This is a genomic window from Psychroflexus aurantiacus (assembly GCF_010820555.1).
GTDB lineage: Bacteria > Bacteroidota > Bacteroidia > Flavobacteriales > Flavobacteriaceae > Psychroflexus > Psychroflexus aurantiacus.
The window spans coordinates 165,099-182,901 of sequence record NZ_JAAIKD010000006.1; the positions used below are offsets into that span (position 1 = coordinate 165,099).

The 17,803-nt window shown below is 40.4% G+C and carries 21 protein-coding genes; 12 read left to right on the top strand and 9 right to left on the bottom strand.

Annotated elements, in window-relative coordinates:
- Positions 1–10 precede the first annotated feature (10 nt).
- The 9 genes from secY to carA all read left to right on the top strand — a co-directional run bounded on the left by secY (position 11) and on the right by carA (position 5,860).
- The gene (gene secY / locus G3567_RS11675; RefSeq protein ID WP_164005500.1) at positions 11–1,351 is read left to right on the top strand and encodes a preprotein translocase subunit SecY; all 1,341 of its coding nucleotides are present in this window, start codon (positions 11–13) and stop codon (positions 1,349–1,351) included.
- Between the two features lie 2 nt (positions 1,352–1,353).
- The gene (infA, locus tag G3567_RS11680; protein WP_093364570.1) at positions 1,354–1,569 is read left to right on the top strand and encodes a translation initiation factor IF-1; all 216 of its coding nucleotides are present in this window, start codon (positions 1,354–1,356) and stop codon (positions 1,567–1,569) included.
- 5 nt (positions 1,570–1,574) lie between these two features.
- Complete coding sequence (ykgO, locus tag G3567_RS11685; RefSeq protein ID WP_015361145.1) at positions 1,575–1,691, top strand: type B 50S ribosomal protein L36; 117 nt, start codon at positions 1,575–1,577, stop codon at positions 1,689–1,691.
- Positions 1,692–1,693: 2 nt separating this feature from the next.
- Positions 1,694–2,068, top strand: a complete 375-nt coding sequence (gene rpsM / locus G3567_RS11690; RefSeq protein WP_164005501.1) for a 30S ribosomal protein S13 — start codon at positions 1,694–1,696, stop codon at positions 2,066–2,068.
- Between the two features lie 8 nt (positions 2,069–2,076).
- Complete coding sequence (gene rpsK / locus G3567_RS11695) at positions 2,077–2,460, top strand: 30S ribosomal protein S11 (protein ID WP_093364575.1); 384 nt, start codon at positions 2,077–2,079, stop codon at positions 2,458–2,460.
- A 75-nt stretch (positions 2,461–2,535) separates the two neighbouring features.
- A complete protein-coding gene (gene rpsD, locus G3567_RS11700; protein WP_164005502.1) occupies positions 2,536–3,141 on the top strand; it encodes a 30S ribosomal protein S4 in 606 nt (201 codons plus the stop codon).
- 21 nt (positions 3,142–3,162) lie between these two features.
- Entirely contained in the window at positions 3,163–4,155 is a 993-nt protein-coding gene (locus G3567_RS11705; RefSeq protein ID WP_093364580.1) for a DNA-directed RNA polymerase subunit alpha, read from the top strand.
- A 27-nt stretch (positions 4,156–4,182) separates the two neighbouring features.
- Positions 4,183–4,668, top strand: a complete 486-nt coding sequence (gene rplQ / locus G3567_RS11710; protein WP_164005503.1) for a 50S ribosomal protein L17 — start codon at positions 4,183–4,185, stop codon at positions 4,666–4,668.
- A 73-nt stretch (positions 4,669–4,741) separates the two neighbouring features.
- Complete coding sequence (gene carA / locus G3567_RS11715) at positions 4,742–5,860, top strand: glutamine-hydrolyzing carbamoyl-phosphate synthase small subunit (RefSeq protein ID WP_164005504.1); 1,119 nt, start codon at positions 4,742–4,744, stop codon at positions 5,858–5,860.
- Positions 5,861–5,903: 43 nt separating this feature from the next.
- Here the strand turns inward: carA and G3567_RS11720 are convergent, their stop codons facing one another.
- The gene (locus G3567_RS11720; RefSeq protein ID WP_164005505.1) at positions 5,904–6,449 is read right to left on the bottom strand and encodes a fasciclin domain-containing protein; all 546 of its coding nucleotides are present in this window, start codon (positions 6,447–6,449) and stop codon (positions 5,904–5,906) included.
- Between the two features lie 216 nt (positions 6,450–6,665).
- Between G3567_RS11720 and eno the strand changes: the two genes are divergently transcribed.
- The 3 genes from eno (at position 6,666) to azu (ending at position 9,918) form a co-directional block, all read left to right on the top strand.
- On the top strand, positions 6,666–7,958 hold the full coding sequence (gene eno / locus G3567_RS11725) for a phosphopyruvate hydratase (RefSeq protein ID WP_164005506.1): 1,293 nt from the start codon (positions 6,666–6,668) through the stop codon (positions 7,956–7,958).
- A gap of 144 nt (positions 7,959–8,102) precedes the next feature.
- Complete coding sequence (locus tag G3567_RS11730; protein WP_164005507.1) at positions 8,103–9,383, top strand: citrate synthase; 1,281 nt, start codon at positions 8,103–8,105, stop codon at positions 9,381–9,383.
- Positions 9,384–9,405: 22 nt separating this feature from the next.
- Complete coding sequence (gene azu, locus G3567_RS11735; protein ID WP_164005508.1) at positions 9,406–9,918, top strand: azurin; 513 nt, start codon at positions 9,406–9,408, stop codon at positions 9,916–9,918.
- Positions 9,919–9,989: 71 nt separating this feature from the next.
- Here azu and G3567_RS11740 read toward each other — a convergent pair whose 3' ends face one another.
- The 8 genes from G3567_RS11740 to G3567_RS11775 form a co-directional block, all read right to left on the bottom strand.
- A complete protein-coding gene (locus G3567_RS11740) occupies positions 9,990–11,462 on the bottom strand; it encodes a S10 family peptidase (RefSeq protein ID WP_164005509.1) in 1,473 nt (490 codons plus the stop codon).
- 145 nt (positions 11,463–11,607) lie between these two features.
- Positions 11,608–12,594, bottom strand: coding sequence for a 2-hydroxyacid dehydrogenase (locus G3567_RS11745; RefSeq protein WP_164005510.1), 987 nt, complete (start codon positions 12,592–12,594; stop codon positions 11,608–11,610).
- 221 nt (positions 12,595–12,815) lie between these two features.
- A complete protein-coding gene (groL, locus tag G3567_RS11750; protein ID WP_164005511.1) occupies positions 12,816–14,447 on the bottom strand; it encodes a chaperonin GroEL in 1,632 nt (543 codons plus the stop codon).
- A gap of 44 nt (positions 14,448–14,491) precedes the next feature.
- Complete coding sequence (locus tag G3567_RS11755; RefSeq protein ID WP_164005512.1) at positions 14,492–14,767, bottom strand: co-chaperone GroES; 276 nt, start codon at positions 14,765–14,767, stop codon at positions 14,492–14,494.
- Positions 14,768–14,899: 132 nt separating this feature from the next.
- Positions 14,900–15,223 carry a preprotein translocase subunit SecG gene (secG, locus tag G3567_RS11760; protein ID WP_164005513.1) on the bottom strand — a complete coding sequence of 108 codons (324 nt, stop codon included), beginning with the start codon at positions 15,221–15,223 and terminating at the stop codon, positions 14,900–14,902.
- Positions 15,223–15,993, bottom strand: coding sequence for a hypothetical protein (locus tag G3567_RS11765; protein WP_164005514.1), 771 nt, complete (start codon positions 15,991–15,993; stop codon positions 15,223–15,225). Before G3567_RS11765 ends, secG begins: the two co-directional genes overlap by 1 nt.
- Before the next feature lie 26 nt (positions 15,994–16,019).
- Complete coding sequence (locus tag G3567_RS11770) at positions 16,020–16,520, bottom strand: LptE family protein (protein ID WP_164005515.1); 501 nt, start codon at positions 16,518–16,520, stop codon at positions 16,020–16,022.
- Positions 16,520–17,791: a sigma 54-interacting transcriptional regulator gene (locus tag G3567_RS11775; RefSeq protein ID WP_164005516.1), complete on the bottom strand. Its 1,272-nt coding sequence runs from the start codon at positions 17,789–17,791 to the stop codon at positions 16,520–16,522. Before G3567_RS11775 ends, G3567_RS11770 begins: the two co-directional genes overlap by 1 nt.
- Positions 17,792–17,803: the final 12 nt, after the last annotated feature.

Genomic DNA, 17,803 nt, shown 5'->3' on the forward strand with positions numbered 1-17,803 from the left:
TAATCACCTTATGAAGTTTTTTGAAACATTAAAGAATATTTGGAAAATAGAAGAATTGAAAAATCGAATTCTTCTCACTTTAGGTTTGCTGCTGGTTTACAGATTTGGTGCTCAAATCGTATTACCTGGAATTGATGCTGCTCAGTTAGCTAGCTTATCTTCCCAAACCGACAGTGGAATTCTTGGTTTACTCAACGCCTTTACCGGTGGAGCATTTTCGAATGCTTCCGTTTTTGCGTTAGGAATCATGCCTTATATTTCTGCTTCTATTGTTGTTCAGTTAATGACTATTGCTATTCCTTATCTTCAAAAACTTCAGAAAGAAGGCGATAGTGGAAGGAAAAAGATTACACAGATTACAAGATGGTTAACCATTGCTATAACCTTGGTTCAAGGCCCTGGATACATCATCAATTTGTATAATACCTTACCTCCTTCAGCATTTTTGATGGATAGCACATTTACGTTTGTTGCTTCTTCTGTGATCATACTTACCACCGGGTGTATTTTTGCCATGTGGTTGGGTGAAAAAATCACTGATAAAGGCATAGGTAATGGGATATCCTTATTGATTATGGTTGGTATTATTGCCACACTTCCTCAGGCCTTTATTCAGGAATTTGTTTCCAGAGTATTTGAATCTAATGGAGGATTGATTTTAATCTTAGTCGAATTGGTAATCTGGTTTGTTATTATCCTTGCTTCCGTTATGTTGGTAAGAGCTGTAAGACAAATCCCGGTACAATATGCAAGAAAGAATGCTTCCGGTAAGTTTGAAAAAGCTTCTGTAGGCGGTGCAAGACAGTTTATCCCCTTGAAGTTGAATGCTTCTGGTGTGATGCCTATCATTTTTGCTCAGGCGATCATGTTTATTCCTGCAGCAGTGGCCGGTCTATCCGATACTGAAATGGCTCAGGGTATTACTGCAGCTTTTCAAAATATATTTGGATTCTGGTACAATCTTGTATTTGCACTTTTGATCATCGTATTTACTTATTTCTATACAGCGATTACAGTCCCTACCAATAAAATGGCAGACGACCTTAAGCGCAGCGGTGGATTTATTCCTGGCATAAGACCTGGTTCTGAAACTGCGGAATACCTGGATAGAATTATGTCACAAATCACCTTACCAGGTTCTGTATTTTTGGCATTGTTAGCTATATTCCCTGCAATTGTGGTATCACTTTTGAATGTTCAACAAGGTTGGGCGCTTTTCTTTGGAGGTACATCATTGCTTATTATGGTAGGTGTCGCGATAGATACTATTCAGCAAGTGAATTCATTCCTGTTGAATAGACATTACGATGGATTAATGAAATCTGGTAAAAATAGAAAAGCAGTCGCATAATTATGGCAAAACAACCCTCGATAGAACAAGATGGAACTATTATTGAAGCATTGTCCAACGCAATGTTTCGAGTAGAACTTGAAAATGAGCATATCGTTACCGCTCATATATCTGGTAAGATGAGAATGCATTACATCAAACTTTTACCAGGTGATAAAGTAAAATTAGAAATGAGTCCTTACGATTTATCTAAGGCTCGTATAACCTATAGATATTAAATACTATGAAAGTTAGAGCATCAATAAAAAAGAGAAGTGCTGACTGTAAGATCGTTCGTAGAAAAGGACGTCTTTATGTCATCAACAAAAAGAATCCTAAATTTAAACAAAGACAAGGATAATTATGGCTAGAATTGCAGGTGTAGATATACCAAAACAAAAACGCGGAGTTATAGCTTTAACCTATATCTTCGGAATCGGAAAGAGCAGAGCTCAAAACATTCTTAAGAATGCCGGTGTAGACGAAAGTATCAAAGTTTCAGATTGGGATGATGATCAAATCGGTAAGATCAGAGAAGAAGTTGGACATTATACCATCGAAGGAGAGTTGAGATCTGAAGTACAAATCAACATCAAGCGATTGATGGATATTGGTTGTTACAGAGGAATAAGACACAGAACCGGACTACCGCTGAGAGGTCAGAGAACCAAGAACAACTCGCGTACAAGAAAAGGAAGAAGAAAAACAGTTGCTAACAAGAAAAAGGTAACTAAATAATAAGTAAAATGGCAAAGTCAACAACAAAAAAGCGTAAAGTAGTTGTAGATGCATATGGCGAAGCTCATATATCTGCCTCTTTTAATAATATCATCGTTTCGTTAACCAACAAAAACGGCGATATTATTTCCTGGTCATCTTCAGGTAAGATGGGCTTTAGAGGTAGTAAAAAGAACACACCTTATGCTGCACAATTATCTGCTGAAGATGCAAGTAAAGTTGCACACGAAGCAGGTTTGCGTAAAGTAAAAGTATATGTGAAAGGTCCTGGAAACGGAAGAGAATCCGCTATACGATCTTTACATAACTCAGGTATAGAAGTTACTGAGATTATCGATGTAACTCCAATACCACACAATGGATGTAGACCTCCAAAACGAAGAAGAGTCTAATTATAATAATCAACTATTACTATTATCGAAGGATAAGACCTTAATTCATAATAGAGATACACTAAATACTTAACAATGGCAAGATATACCGGTCCTAAAACCAAAATAGCAAGAAAATTTGGCGAAGCCATTTTTGGCGACGACAAATCTTTCGAAAAAAGAAATTACCCTCCTGGACAGCACGGGAACAACAGAAGAAGAGGCAAGAAGTCTGAGTACGCTGTTCAGTTGATGGAAAAGCAAAAAGCTAAATATACCTATGGTATTTTAGAAAAGCAATTCCGTAATATGTTTAACAAGGCAAACCGATCTACTGGTATTACCGGTGAGATCCTGCTTCAGTTATGTGAGTCAAGACTCGATAACGTAGCTTTCAGATTGGGCATTGCTCCAACTCGTAGCTCCGCCAGACAGTTGGTATCGCACAAACATATCACTGTAAACGGTGAGCTAGTTAACATACCATCCTACCAAGTCAAACCTAACGATGTTGTTGGAATAAGAGAGAAATCAAAATCTCTTAACGTTATCCAAGAATCTCTTTCAAACAATAAATCTGTTCATGAATGGATGACGTGGAATGGTGAGAAAATGGAAGGTACATTCGTGACCATACCAGAACGATCACAAATTCCTGAAAAAATTAATGAGCAATTCATAGTTGAATTGTACTCTAAATAATAACTGACAACACTCAAATTTATGGCATTATTTAATTTTCAAAAGCCCGATAAAGTTATCATGATCGATTCTACCGATTTTGAGGGCACTTTCGAATTTAGACCATTGGAACCAGGATATGGTTTAACAGTAGGTAACGCTTTGCGCAGGGTGCTGTTATCCTCATTGGAAGGTTTTGCAATCACTTCAGTAAGAATAGAAGGTGTTGATCACGAATTCTCTACGATTGAAGGAGTTGTTGAAGATGTTACTGAAATCATATTAAACCTAAAGCAAATCAGATTCAAGAAAAGAGCCGAAGACGTGGATAACGAAACGGTTTCTATCTCTTTCTCTGGTAATGAGAAAATGACTGCAGGTGATTTTCAAAAGTACCTGACTGGCTTTGATATCTTAAATCCGGATCTTGAAATCTGTACCATGGATAAAAAGGTATCTCTTAACCTTGAACTTACGGTTCAAAAAGGAAGAGGATACGTTCCCGCTGAAGAAAATAAAACCTCTAAAGCGCCTATCGGTACTATTTTTACAGACTCTGTCTTTACACCGATCAAAAATGTAAAGTACAGCATCGAGAACTTTAGGGTTGAACAAAAAACCGATTACGAAAAGCTGGTTTTCGAAATTAGCAGTGACGGTTCCATTCATCCTAAAGATGCGCTTACCGAAGCTGCCAAGACCTTAATTCATCACTTCATGTTGTTCTCCGATGAAAGAATCACTTTGGAAACTGAAGAAATGTCTCAGGCTGAAACTTATGATGAAGAATCTCTTCACATGAGACAATTGCTGAAGACCAAACTCGTTGATCTTGATTTATCTGTTAGAGCATTAAATTGCCTGAAAGCAGCTGAAGTTGAAACTTTAGGGGATCTGGTATCTCATAACAAAAGCGATTTGATGAAGTTTAGAAACTTCGGTAAAAAATCACTTACTGAACTAGAGGAACTTGTTGAAAACAAAGGTCTGGACTTTGGAATGGATCTTTCAAAATATAAACTTGACAAAGACTAGCTTTGTTAAGCTCAAAATACATTAATCATGAGACATAGAAAGAAATTAAATCATTTAGGAAGAACATCCTCACATAGAAAAGCCATGCTTTCTAATATGGCCTGTTCCCTAATTGAACATAAAAGAATAAACACAACGGTTGCTAAAGCCAAAGCGCTTAGACAGTTTGTAGAGCCTTTAATTACCAAATCTAAATTGGACACGACCCATAACCGTCGTTTGGTTTTTTCTAAACTGAAAGACAAATACATGGTGGCAGAACTTTTTAGAGAAGTTGCTCCTAAGGTAGGAGAGCGTCCAGGGGGTTACACCCGTATCATTAAACTTGGAAACAGGTTAGGTGATGCTGCTGAAATGGCAATGATCGAACTTGTTGACTTCAATGATGTTTATACACCAGGGAAGAAACAGGCTAAGAAGAAATCTACCAGACGTGCTGGTAAAAAAGTTAAAGTTGAAGACCAGACTGAAGACACTTCAAATGATTCTGAAACTAAAACAGATGAGGCTTAATACCCTACACTTATTATTATCAATTCAAAGGGATGAACTTTAACTAGTTTATCCCTTTTTTTATATTTATACTATGAAATACAATTTAAAAACTCCAGCTGTCCTGCTCCTTGCCGACGGGACCGTCTTTCATGGAAAAACAACTGAAAAGTTTTCTTCCAACAGATTGGGGGAAATTTGTTTTAACACGGGCATGTCCGGCTATCAGGAAATCTTTACAGATCCTTCTTATTTCGGTCAGATCATGGTCACTACCAATCCCCACATCGGTAATTACGGGGTGAACTCAGATGAAGGTGAATCCGAATCGGTTAAGATTTCCGGACTAATCTGTAAAAACTTTTCCTTTACGACTTCACGCGTTAATTCTGACTCCTCTCTGGAAGATTTCCTTGAGAAAGTTAATTTACCCGTCATTTTTGATGTAGATACCAGAGCCCTCGTGTCCCATATCCGAAAAAACGGAGCGATGAATGCCATCATGTCTACCGATACGGATAACCTGGACGCCCTGATGGAGGAGCTGGAACAGCACCCTTCCATGAAAGGCCTGGAGCTGGCTTCCAAGGTGTCTACGTCGAAAGCCTATACACTGGGAGACAAGTTATCTGACCAAAGAATAGCCGTGCTGGATCTTGGTGTGAAACAAAATATATTGAGGAGGCTGGCCGACAGGGGAGGATTTATCAAAGTATTCCCTTACGACTCTTCTTTTCAGGATTTAATGGAATGGAAACCTACAGGAATCCTTATTTCTAACGGTCCCGGAGATCCGGAGCCTTTAACTTCTGCTATTGAACTGGCTAAACATTGCATTGAGGAGGAAGTTCCAACCTTCGGCATATGCCTGGGTCATCAAATCATTGCTTTAGCTATGGGAATCCCTACATTGAAAATGCATAATGGACACCGGGGGATCAATCACCCGATTCAGAATTTGAAAACTGGTAAAAGTGAAATTACATCCCAGAACCACGGATTTACAATAGACAAGGATTCTACGGTGAGCAATTCGCAGGTAGAGATATCACATATGCATCTTAACGATAAGTCTGTAGCAGGCATTCGTATCAAAGATAAGCCTTGTTTTTCTGTACAGTATCATCCTGAAGCCGGACCCGGACCCAATGATGCCACCTATTTGTTTGACGACTTCTTCGACATGATGTCAAAGCAAAACATTGAAGCATAAAAAAAGTGGGCTAATGCCCACTTTTTATTTAGTTATCATCAGATTAAGGTAATAGTACTGTGTCTATCACGTGAATCACTCCATTGGACTGATTGACATCTGCGATAGTTACCGTGGCTACATTGCCATTGGAATCCATGATTTTTACATTTCCAGCATCTAGCATTGCAGTGAGCGTACCTCCGCTAACGGTTTTCAGTTCTGCTTTGCCGTCGCCTTGTTTGATGGCAGCAATCACATCCTTCGCATTGAATTTTCCGGCTATCACATGGTAAGTCAATACCGTTTGTAATTTCCCTTTATTCTCCGGCTTAAGCAGAGTGGCTACGGTTCCTTCCGGCAGTTTCCCAAAGGCTGCATTAGTTGGAGCAAAGACCGTGAACGGACCCTCACTGGATAAGGTTTCAACCAGTTCAGCTGCTTTTACTGCCGCTACCAAGGTGGTGTGATCTTGAGAGTTTACCGCATTTTCCACGATGTTTTTGCTGGGATACATTTCTGCACCGCCTACCATTTTGGTCTGGGCATAAGAAAGCGTGGTTACAAGTACACTCATGACTAATACGAGTTGCATTTTTAAATTTTTCATAGCATTTATTTTTTTATGTTGATTAAATGTACGTAAGTAAGACCGCGACGGTTTTTTAATTCTCATTATTTAACTTGACATTGTATCTGATTCAAGGAAAATTGTCTTAAAATTATTAATCAACTATAACGTTCTAGCCCGATAACTGCTGTTTTGAAAACGAGTTAAGTAAGCTATATTTTTGTAAATTGCAACAAATCAAAAAAATACATAAAAATGAGCGCAATTTTAGACATACATGCCAGACAAATATTCGATTCCAGAGGTAACCCGGCTCTTGAAGTTGATGTAGTTACAGAAATGGGTACTCTTGGAAGATTTGCAGTTCCGTCAGGGGCTTCTACCGGGGTTCATGAAGCTGTAGAATTGAGAGATGGAGGAAAAGACTATATGGGTAAAGGCGTTTCTAAGGCGGTTGAAAATGTGAATACGACCATAGCCGATCGTTTGCTTGGGATTTCTGTTTTTGAGCAGTCTGAAATCGATCAAATTATGATTGAACTGGATGGAACTGAAAATAAGTCTAACCTTGGCGCCAATGCCATTTTAGGCGTGTCTCTGGCCGCAGCCAAAGCAGCTGCAAATGAACTAAATCTTCCTTTGTACCGCTACATCGGCGGGGTGTCTACCAACACCTTACCCGTGCCCATGATGAATATCATCAACGGCGGGTCTCATAGTGATGCTCCTATTGCGTTTCAGGAATTTATGGTGATGCCTGTAAAAGCGGATAATTTCACGCATGCTTTAAAAATGGGAACCGAGATCTTTCATCATCTGAAGAAAGTTTTAAAAGATAGAAATCTGAGCACTGCTGTTGGTGATGAAGGCGGTTTCGCTCCAAAACTCGATGGAACTGAAGATGCTCTGGATTCTATAAAACTGGCTGTAGAAAATGCCGGATATAAATTTGGAGATGAAGTGATGATTGCGTTGGATTGTGCCGCAGCCGAATTTTATGAAGACGGGAAATACAATTACAAGAAATTTGAAGGGGATGACGCAAAAACCATGTCTTCTGAAGAGCAGGCGAGTTACCTTGCAGAGCTTTCAGAAAAGTATCCAATCATTTCCATAGAAGATGGAATGGACGAAGATGACTGGGAGGGATGGAAAATCCTGACCGAGAAAATTGGTGATAAAGTTCAGCTCGTAGGAGATGATCTCTTTGTGACCAATGTCAAGCGTCTTCAAAAAGGAATTACCAATAAAATCGCGAACTCCATTTTGATTAAAGTCAATCAAATCGGAACGCTTACAGAAACCATTGCAGCGGTCAACTTAGCCCATAATGCTGGCTATACCTCTGTTATGTCACACAGATCCGGTGAAACGGAGGATAATACCATCGCCGATTTGGCGGTAGCGCTTTCTACAGGTCAGATCAAAACCGGTTCAGCGTCCAGAAGTGACCGTATGGCAAAATATAACCAGTTGTTGCGAATTGAAGAGGAGTTGGGAGACAATGCTTATTTCCCGAAAATGAATGCTTTTAAGATCAACAAATAGCAGGCGGAACCGCGGGTTTAACTATTTATTAAATTAACTTAAGATTAAGCGTTAACAGGCACTAATAGTGGTTTGTTAACGCTTTTTTAAGACCCTTTTTTGTAAATTCGAAGATTAAACCAAATCAAGTAAAAAATAAGATATATGGATGCTAAAATAAGTTTTGATGGAAAGGATTATACCTTTCCAGTAGTTAAAGGTAGTGAAGATGAATATGCAATAGACATTTCCAAATTAAGAAGCTCTACAGAAGGCCTTATCACACTGGACAGAGGTTTTAAAAATACGGGTTCCTGTGAGAGTGCCATCACCTTCCTGGATGGTGAAAAGGGGATCTTAAGATATAGAGGTTACGCAATTGAAGACCTGGCTGAAAATGCTACTTTTCTGGAAGTTGCCTATTTATTGATTTTCGGTGAACTACCTACTGAAACAGAACTGGATAGCTTTCATGCAGATATTAAAAAAGAATCTCATGTGGATGAAGAGATGAAGAAGATCCTAGACGGATTTCCTAAGTCTGCGCATCCTATGGGAGTAGTGTCTTCGCTGACGAGTGCCTTAATCGCCTTCAACCCTTCTTCTGTGAATGTGGATTCTAAAGAAGACATGTATCAGGCGATAGTGAAACTGCTTGCTAAATTCCCTGTGATTTGTGCCTGGGCTCTTAGAAAGTCTAAAGGTCAGCCTTTCGATTACGGAGATAATAAATTGAGTTATGTGGACAACGTTTTAAAAATGATGTTCAAAAAACCTAATGAAGATTATGAAGTGGATCCGGTGGTCTCTTCTGCTCTCAATAAATTATTAATCCTGCATGCAGATCATGAGCAAAATTGTTCTACCTCTACCGTAAGAATAGTAGGTTCTTCTCATGCCGGTTTATTCGCTTCAATCTCTGCAGGGGTTTCAGCCTTATGGGGGCCACTTCACGGAGGTGCCAACCAGGCTGTAATCGACATGCTGGAAGGCATCAAAGAAGATGGTGGTGATACCAAAAAATACATGGCTAAAGCCAAGGATAAAGAGGATCCGTTCAGGCTGATGGGATTTGGACACAGAGTCTACAAAAACTTCGATCCCAGAGCAAAAATCATCAAAAAATCTGCTGATGAAGTTTTGGGTAAGCTAGGCGTACAGGATCCCGTACTTGATATTGCTAAAGGTCTTGAAAAAGAAGCTTTAGAAGATCAGTATTTCGTGGACAGGAAGTTATATCCAAATGTTGATTTCTATTCGGGAATCATCTACAGAGCCTTAGACATTCCTACCAATATGTTTACCGTGATGTTTGCCCTGGGCAGACTGCCAGGCTGGATTGCACAATGGAGAGAAATGCGTTTGATGAAAGAACCTATTGGAAGACCAAGACAGGTGTATACCGGTGAGACGCACAGAGCACTGAAGCCTATTGAAAAAAGATAAATTCAAGATTCAAATTTAAACTATGAAGAACATATTCGTGTTATTGTTTTCTGCAGCACTTCTTATAAGTTGCGGTGGAGATGGTAAAAAGGAAGAGAAACAAGAAAATTCCATTAAACTCAGCTCCAAATCGGCCGAGCCTAAAGATGCAAAGGAAGAGGGGGTTTCAAAAGTATACCTCACCGGTAATGACCAGATGCGGTATAATAAAACCGAGATCAAAGTAAATGCAGGGGATGAGGTGGTCTTAACTTTTGCACATGTGGGTAATATGTCTAAAGAAACGATGGGACATAACTTTGTCCTTTTAAAAAAGGAAACCGATGTTCAGGAATTTGGTCAGAAAGCTTTAGAATTTAAAGCTAATGATTATATCCCTGAAAATTCTGATGCCATTATTGTTCATACCGAGATGCTAGGTGGTGGTGAGAAAACCGAAATCACCTTTCAGGCTCCCGAAAAAGGAGAGTACACCTATATCTGCACCTTTCCTGGTCATTTAGCCCTGATGAAAGGCACATTTATAGTGGAGTGATTTCTAATCAATAAATAAAAAAACGCCTTTCAGGACTCCTGAAAGGCGTTTTTACTTATAGTCTTTAATTCTTAGTATTTTATCGAGGCATTTTCTTTTGGTAAACTCTTCAGGATGAATTCCCTGAGATCGTCATTGGCGGTTTTTAAATCCTCTCTGCGCAGGTACATCATGTGACCACTCTCGTAGGTCTTAAAATGCAATCTGTCCTGCATCTTTCCGCTCTCATCGATATGCCACATGGTATATTTAGCATTGAAATAGGTGGTGGCGCCATCAAACAATCCCGCCTGAATCATCACCTGCATGCTTGGATTTTGAGCCATAGCCTGTCTCAACTGTTTGCCGGTATTATTGGGTGTTCTCTCCCAGGGATACACATTGCCAAACATATTGTACTGTAAATCGGTTTTGTAATTCAGTTCATGCTTTAAGTAATGATTTATAGCCGGAGTGAACGAGTGCAACCAGGACGTCAATTCTGAATTATAATCCGGTCGGGTTCCAGCCTCTTTTTCGTCCAGACCCAAATAACGGGAGTCCAGTCTGCCTACAGTATAACCATCATCTATTTTTAAGGTTTTCCAAAAGGTATTAAATGGAACTTCCAGATTGTTCTGAAGGAAGACCTTCTCATCTACACCGGAATAACGAGACATTTTTTCAGCCATTTCCATCCTGACTTCAGCATCTAAAAAGCCTCCTTTGGTAAGCGCCGGAATTAACTCCTGAATCGTAAAATATTCCACTTCATCCAGCAATTCTAAAACAGGTTTGCTTTGGAGTTCAGGAGCGAGTTTATTATGATACCAGGCCGCAGCTGCAAAATAAGGCAATCTGTTGGCCACTTCCACAGGGCCGTCTCTTTCTATTCCCAGTTCGGTAGGAGAAACAAGAATAACTCCGTTGATGTACATCCAGTGCGAATTTTGAAGTTCGTTGGCAAGACCGGATACACGCGTGGTACCGTAACTCTCCCCGATAAGGTATTTTGGAGCAAGCCATTTGTCTTTTCTGGAAACAAAAGTGTTAATCCATTCTGCTAGATACTTGACATCTGCATTAACTCCAAAAAAGGTCTCCTTGTCAAAATTTCCTTTTTCATCCAGTACTGGTCTTGAGTGGCCTGTATTTACAGGATTGACATACACAATATCGGCAACATCCAAAATGCTAAAGGGGTTTTCCTTATAGCCATACGGTTGTACAGGGAAACCTTCATCGCTGATGTTTAAGGTTCTTGGTCCGGTATAGGCTAAATGCATCCAGACTGAGGCAGAACCTGGTCCGCCATTGAAAGAGATGACCAAAGGTCTGTCCTTACTATCTCCTACCTTGTAGTACGTAAACTGTAAACCCGCAATTGGATTTCCCTGCTTATCCCAAACGGGTTGCATTCCGGTTTCTGCTGTGTAATCGATTTTTTCACCATTGATGGTGACTTCGTGATTTGTAATCACAGTTTTATCTACCTCGAATTCCACAGTTTGTGAGAAGGCCAGTGTTGAGCCTAGAATCGCAATAAAAGCTACTATTTTTTTCATGTTTATAAATTTTGCTCTAATATAATTAAGCTATTCAGAATTATCTAGACTATGCCTGCAGTTTTTTTAAACTGAGGAGTAGTTCATACTATAATGCAGTAAGTTTTTGCCGGTAAGGCAGGAAAACTCTTGAAAGCAATCACTTTTAAGTGTTCACAGGATTGATCAATTCCTGAGTTTCTTCAAACTGCCTGATATCATTTAAAACCGATTTCGAAATTTCATGAAGTGCTTCTTCAGTCAAAAAAGCCTGATGCGAAGTGATTAAAACGTTGGGAAAACCAATCAGTCTCAAAATCAAATCATCATCGATGATATGTTCCGATAAATCTTCAAAAAACAGTTTCTCTTCCTGCTCATATACATCTATGCCCAGATAGCCCACCTGTTTTTCCTTCAGGCCCTGTATGACAGCTTCTGTATCTATTAGCGCACCGCGACTGGTGTTGATGAGCATACAGTTTGGCTTTAACTGCTTTAAGCTGTTTTCGTTAATGATATGTTTGGTTTGCTCTGTGAGCGGACAATGCAGCGAAATGATATCGCTTTTTTGAAGGAGATGGTCCAGGTCGACGTATGATATGCCAAATTCTTTCAGGTCCTGGCTGGGGTAGGGGTCGAAGGCGATTACTTCGCAGCCCAGGGCTTTCATGATTCTGCAAAAGGCCTGTCCGATTTTACCTGTGCCAATCACGCCCACTGTTTTTTTGTAGACATTAAAGCCCACTAAATTATTCAAAGAAAAATTGCATTCTTTGACCCGGTTGTAAGCTTTATGGGTTTTACGGTTCAAAGTTAAAATAAGTGCAAGGGCATGTTCGGCTACGGCTTCCGGGGAATAGGCCGGAACGCGAGAAACCTGTAGGCCATATTCTCTTGCAGCTTCCAAGTCCACATTGTTAAATCCTGCACACCTTAAAGCGATGAGCTTAATGCCATGCTGATGAAGGAGTTCGATGACTTCTCTGTCCAGCATGTCATTTACGAACACACAAACCGCATCAAACCCGCTTGCTAAATTGCAGGTTGTTTTGTTGAGCCGCGTTTCGAAGTAAACAATGCTTTGGTTTTTATTGTGGGCATTGAAATAGGTTTTATCGTAGGGCTTTGTACTAAAAAAGGCTACTTTCATAGGATGTTGGTTTAGGTCAGGTGATTAGAACTCAAATTTAAGCTACTCAGGAGTTTTTCGGAATACATTTTAAATAAAATGTCAGTATTCTGAAACCTGAGATCGTTCTGTTGGTGCTTTATGCTGAAGCTTCTAGCTTAAAGAACAAGGCTGTTGTTCTCATAAAAAAAGCCGCTTCTCGTGAGAGAAACGGCTTAAGATAAATTCTGTATGGGTGATGCTTACATCATTCCTGGCATTCCGCCGCCCATTGGTGGCATTCCGCCGCCACCATTATCGTCTTCCTTTATGTCCACAAGAGCGCATTCTGTAGTGAGGATCATTCCTGCAACAGAAGCTGCATTTTCTAAAGCGATACGTGTGACTTTCTTAGGGTCTATAATACCTGCTTTAAGCATGTCTACAAAGGTGTTTGTTTTGGCATCATAACCCTGATTGCCTTCCAGTACTTTGTTGATCACTACGGAAGCTTCACCTCCAGCATTTTCAACGATGGTTCGCATTGGAGCTTCAATCGCTTTGGCAATGATGTTGATTCCGGTCTGCTCATCCGCATTTTCAACTTTAAGACCTTCCAGGGCTTTTAAAGTTCTGATGAGGGCAACGCCACCTCCGGCTACAATGCCTTCTTCTACTGCAGCACGTGTAGCGTGTAATGCATCATCAACCCGGTCTTTCTTCTCTTTCATTTCTACTTCAGAAGCTGCGCCAACGTAAAGTACACCAACACCGCCTGAAAGTTTGGCCAGACGTTCCTGTAATTTCTCTTTATCGTAGTCGCTTGTAGTAGATTCTATCTGAGCTTTGATCTGGTTAACCCGGTTTACGATGTTCTCCTTTTCTCCGGCTCCGTTTACGATAGTCGTATTATCTTTATCTATGGTTACGTTTTCGGCAGTACCAAGCATATCTAAAGTAGCGTTCTCCAAGGTGAATCCGCGTTCTTCAGAAATAACTGTTCCGCCAGTAAGGATAGCGATATCTTCCAGCATTGCTTTTCGGCGATCCCCAAATCCCGGTGCTTTAACAGCAGCGATTTTTAAAGACCCTCTAAGCTTGTTGACCACAAGTGTCGCTAAGGCTTCACCTTCGATATCTTCTGCGATAATCAATAAAGGTTTTCCGCTTTGCGCTGCCGGTTCCAGTACAGGAAGTAAATCCTTCATGGAATTGATTTTTTTGTCCACAAGCAGGATGTATGGATTTTCAAGATCGGTCGTCATTTTTTCACTGTCGGTCACAAAATAAGGCGACAGGTATCCTCTGTCAAACTGCATGCCTTCCACAACGTCCACATAAGTTTCGGTTCCTTTGGCTTCTTCTACAGTGATAACACCTTCTTTACCTACTTTTCCAAAAGCTTCAGCGATCAATTCACCAATCTGGTCGTCGTTATTTGCTGAAATAGACGCAACCTGCTTGATCTCTTCGGATGTATCTCCAACAGTCTTAGCCTGTTTTGTCAGTTCGGCGACTACAGCCTGAACAGCTTTGTCGATTCCTCTTTTAAGGTCTAAAGGATTTGCTCCTGAAGCCACGTTTTTCAAGCCTTCTTTAACGATAGCCTGAGCCAGAACGGTTGCGGTTGTTGTACCGTCACCGGCGAGGTCATTGGTTTTGGAAGCGACTTCCTTCACCATTTGTGCTCCCATATTTTCCAAAGGATCTTCCAGTTCTATTTCTTTAGCAACGCTCACTCCATCTTTAGTCACCATAGGAGCTCCGAAAGACTTTCCTATAATCACATTACGACCTTTTGGTCCTAAAGTTACTTTAACGGCGTTAGCCAGTGCGTCCACACCGCGTTTTACGCCATTTCTTGCTTCAATATCAAAAATTATATTTTTTGCCATTTTATTTAGTTTTTTGTTGATTATCTGGTTTTAGACTATCTGGTTTATACGATTGCAAGGATGTCATCCTCTCTCATGATGAGGTAATCTTTGTCTTCATGCTTGAGTTCGGTTCCTGAAAACTTTCCGTAAAGCACTAAATCTCCGACTTTTACGGTCATCGTATGATCTTTTTTGCCGCTTCCTACTGCTACAACTTTACCGCGCTGAGGTTTCTCCTTTGCGGTTTCCGGGATGATGATTCCAGACGCTGTTTTTGTTTCTGCGGCCTGAGGCTCTACCAGCACTCTGTCTGCCAAGGGTTTAATGTTTACTGCCATTATAAATAAGTTTTTAGATTAAATTTTCATATAGTATAGTCCAAAAGTGTGCCAACAGGTGAGACCTGTCATTACCCAAAAAAAAATGCCAGCTTGTCATAAGCTGGCATTTTTTAAAAGGTATATTAAGTCCTAGTCTACAGGAGGTAAATCGTTGGTTTGCGTATTTTCTACAGGAGCTTGATTTTCATCGAGTAATTTGGAGTCCTGCCCAGTCCTGTTGTTTATGATAGTCACATTGGACAATAAAATCAAAATCAAAAGTAAAGTGGCAAGTGCCCAGGTGCTTTTGTCTAGAAAATCTGAGGTTTGTTTTACGCCTCCGACCTGCTGAGAGCCTCCACCGCCAAAGGATGAAGATAAGCCGCCACCCTTAGGGTTCTGGACCATGATAACAACAATTAGTAAAAAGGCTACAATGACAATCAGGATTAAAAATATGGAAAATGTACTCATTATAATTTATTTTCTTTAAGTCTTTCTATTTCTTGAATTTGGTCTGCAAAGAAACTACTTTTTTCGGGATTATTCAAAATTAATATCTTAAATGCTTGTATAGCTTTGTCATAACGTTTTTGTTCGGTGTAAACCCTGGCCAGAGTCTCAGTCATAAGGCTGGATGAGGGTTCATGTCTTGCTTTTATTTTTTCTGAAGTTTCAAAGGATTTTGTAGGAACAATTTTCGGGTTGTTTTTGATGAATTCATCAATCACCTGGAACTGAGGATTTTCAATAATATTTTCCTGGGTGTTTTGTTTTTCTTCCAATGGCTGAATCTGTGTGAGTTTTAGCCATTCTTTAAAGGAGTGGGTTTCAGAAGCATTAAAATCCAAGGGTTTTCCTGTATCCGGACCTGAAGGTATTTCTTTCTCAACAAAGAGTTCGGGATCACTTATCTGGTTTGCCAGGGCCTCATTGATTTCAAAAGCAGCACTTTCGTTTTCATGCTTGATCAATAAATCAATCTTGTGCGCAATTTCCAGCTGAGCAAATTCTTCGGAGGTGATAAAATCAAAAAGCACAGCCCGGTCCTGAGTTCTTGCGGCGGTTTCTTTCAGAAATCTGTTGTAATGAAAACTCCCGTAATGCTTTAGTAACTTTAATTTCACGGCATAAAGCGGCTGGAAATACGGGTATTGCTCTAAAACCTCCTCAATGGCATGCAGGGTTTTCGTCTCGAATTGCATCGGTGACTTGATGAGGTCTAGTAGCGTTTCCTTTTTCATGTGTTTGCTTTAATCATGCCGGTTCATTACCAGTTGGTTAGTGACGCATTAAAAACATCCTGTGTTATTCTCAGGAAGATTTCTTCGATGGCCTCCTCTCTCAAAGCACCTGATAAGAGTGCATTGGCGGGATAGTCATAATAAAACGAAAAGCTTTGTTCGAAATCTTTTTCCGGATCTAAGGTATTGTAAAATCTAACCCTGACTTCTATAGTCAGTCTGTTTTGCGCGGCTCTGCTGTCTGCGGTCGCCGTCATGGGAGCGATGTAATATCTGGTAATCTCTCCTTCGTAAATCAAGTCTCCATTGTCATTTACAAGATTCAAACTGGTCTGGTTCTGAATTAAATCCTGAAGGCCTAAGGTGAAATCCCTGTCTATACCGGGCTCTACCAGCTGAGCGTTATTTTGAAAGTAATTGACCTGAAAGGTTTCTGCATTGCCGGTATCGGCTCCTGTGAAGGAGTAGTATCCACAGGACTGCAGGCTTAACAGGCACAGAAAAGGTATGAGAAGTCTTATCTTCATTATAAATCGTATTGCTTTATTTTTCTATAAAGGGTTCTCTCGCTTATTCCCAGCTCGTCTGCTGCAGGCTTGCGTTTTCCCTGATGACGCTCCAGAGATTTCTTGATGAGTTCCACCTCTTTGTCCTGTAAGGACAGGGTTTCTTCTTCCTCAATATCTTCGGCATAATCGTAAGGATCTTCAATTTTCGGCTCGGTCTCTCTGGCTTTTTTCTGATTTGGAAGCTGCAGAATCTCGAGTTGTTCTTCATGCGACTCATCAGAAAATTCCTTTTTTGTAGCAGTGTCCCCGTACACTTTCTTAATCAGGTTGATGTTGTCTTCTTTGAAGGTTTCGTCATTTTCCTTTTCCATGAGCTCCAGGGTTAACTTCTTGAGATCATTGAGGTCATTTTTCATGTCGAAGAGGACCTTGTACAGGATTTCCCTTTCATTGCTAAAATCGCTTTTAGCTTTTTTTCCTTCTGAAATTATGGAGGGCAGATTGGAGCTTTTAGGCAAATAATGGAGCAGGGTTGCTTCATCGACCTCCCGTTCGGTTTCCAATACTGAAATTTGTTCTGTGACATTTTTGAGCTGACGGATATTTCCGGGCCAGCTGCAATTTTCTAGAGCTTTGATTGCTTTTTCGGACAGCCTTATCGTTGGCATTTTGTATTTCATGGCAAAGTCCGAAGCAAATTTCCTAAACAACAAATGAATATCGCCGCGTCTTTCCCGTAAAGGCGATAAATGAATTTCCACGGTGTTCAATCGGTAATACAGATCCTCTCTGAATTTATTTTCTTTGATCGCCTCAATCATGTTGACGTTGGTGGCTGCGACAATCCTTACATTGGATTTTTGAACTTTGGAAGAACCCACTTTTATGAATTCTCCGGTTTCCAGCACCCTCAGGAGTCTCACCTGAGTCGTTAAAGGCAATTCTCCAACTTCGTCGAGGAAAATGGTTCCGCCATCGGCTTCTTTAAAGTAACCGTCCCTGGCCTGATTTGCACCGGTGAAGGCTCCTTTTTCATGGCCAAACAATTCACTGTCGATGGTGCCCTCGGGGATAGCACCGCAGTTGACAGCAATATATTTAGCGTGCTTTCTATGCGATAAGGCGTGTATGATCTTAGGTAGACTTTCTTTACCAACCCCACTTTCTCCTGTCACTAAAACCGAAATATCTGTAGCAGCCACCCGAATGGATTTTTCAATCGCTCTGTTGAGACTGGCATCGTTTCCTATAATTTCAAATCGCTGCTTAACAGCTTGTGTTGATTCCATAGTCAGGTTTTA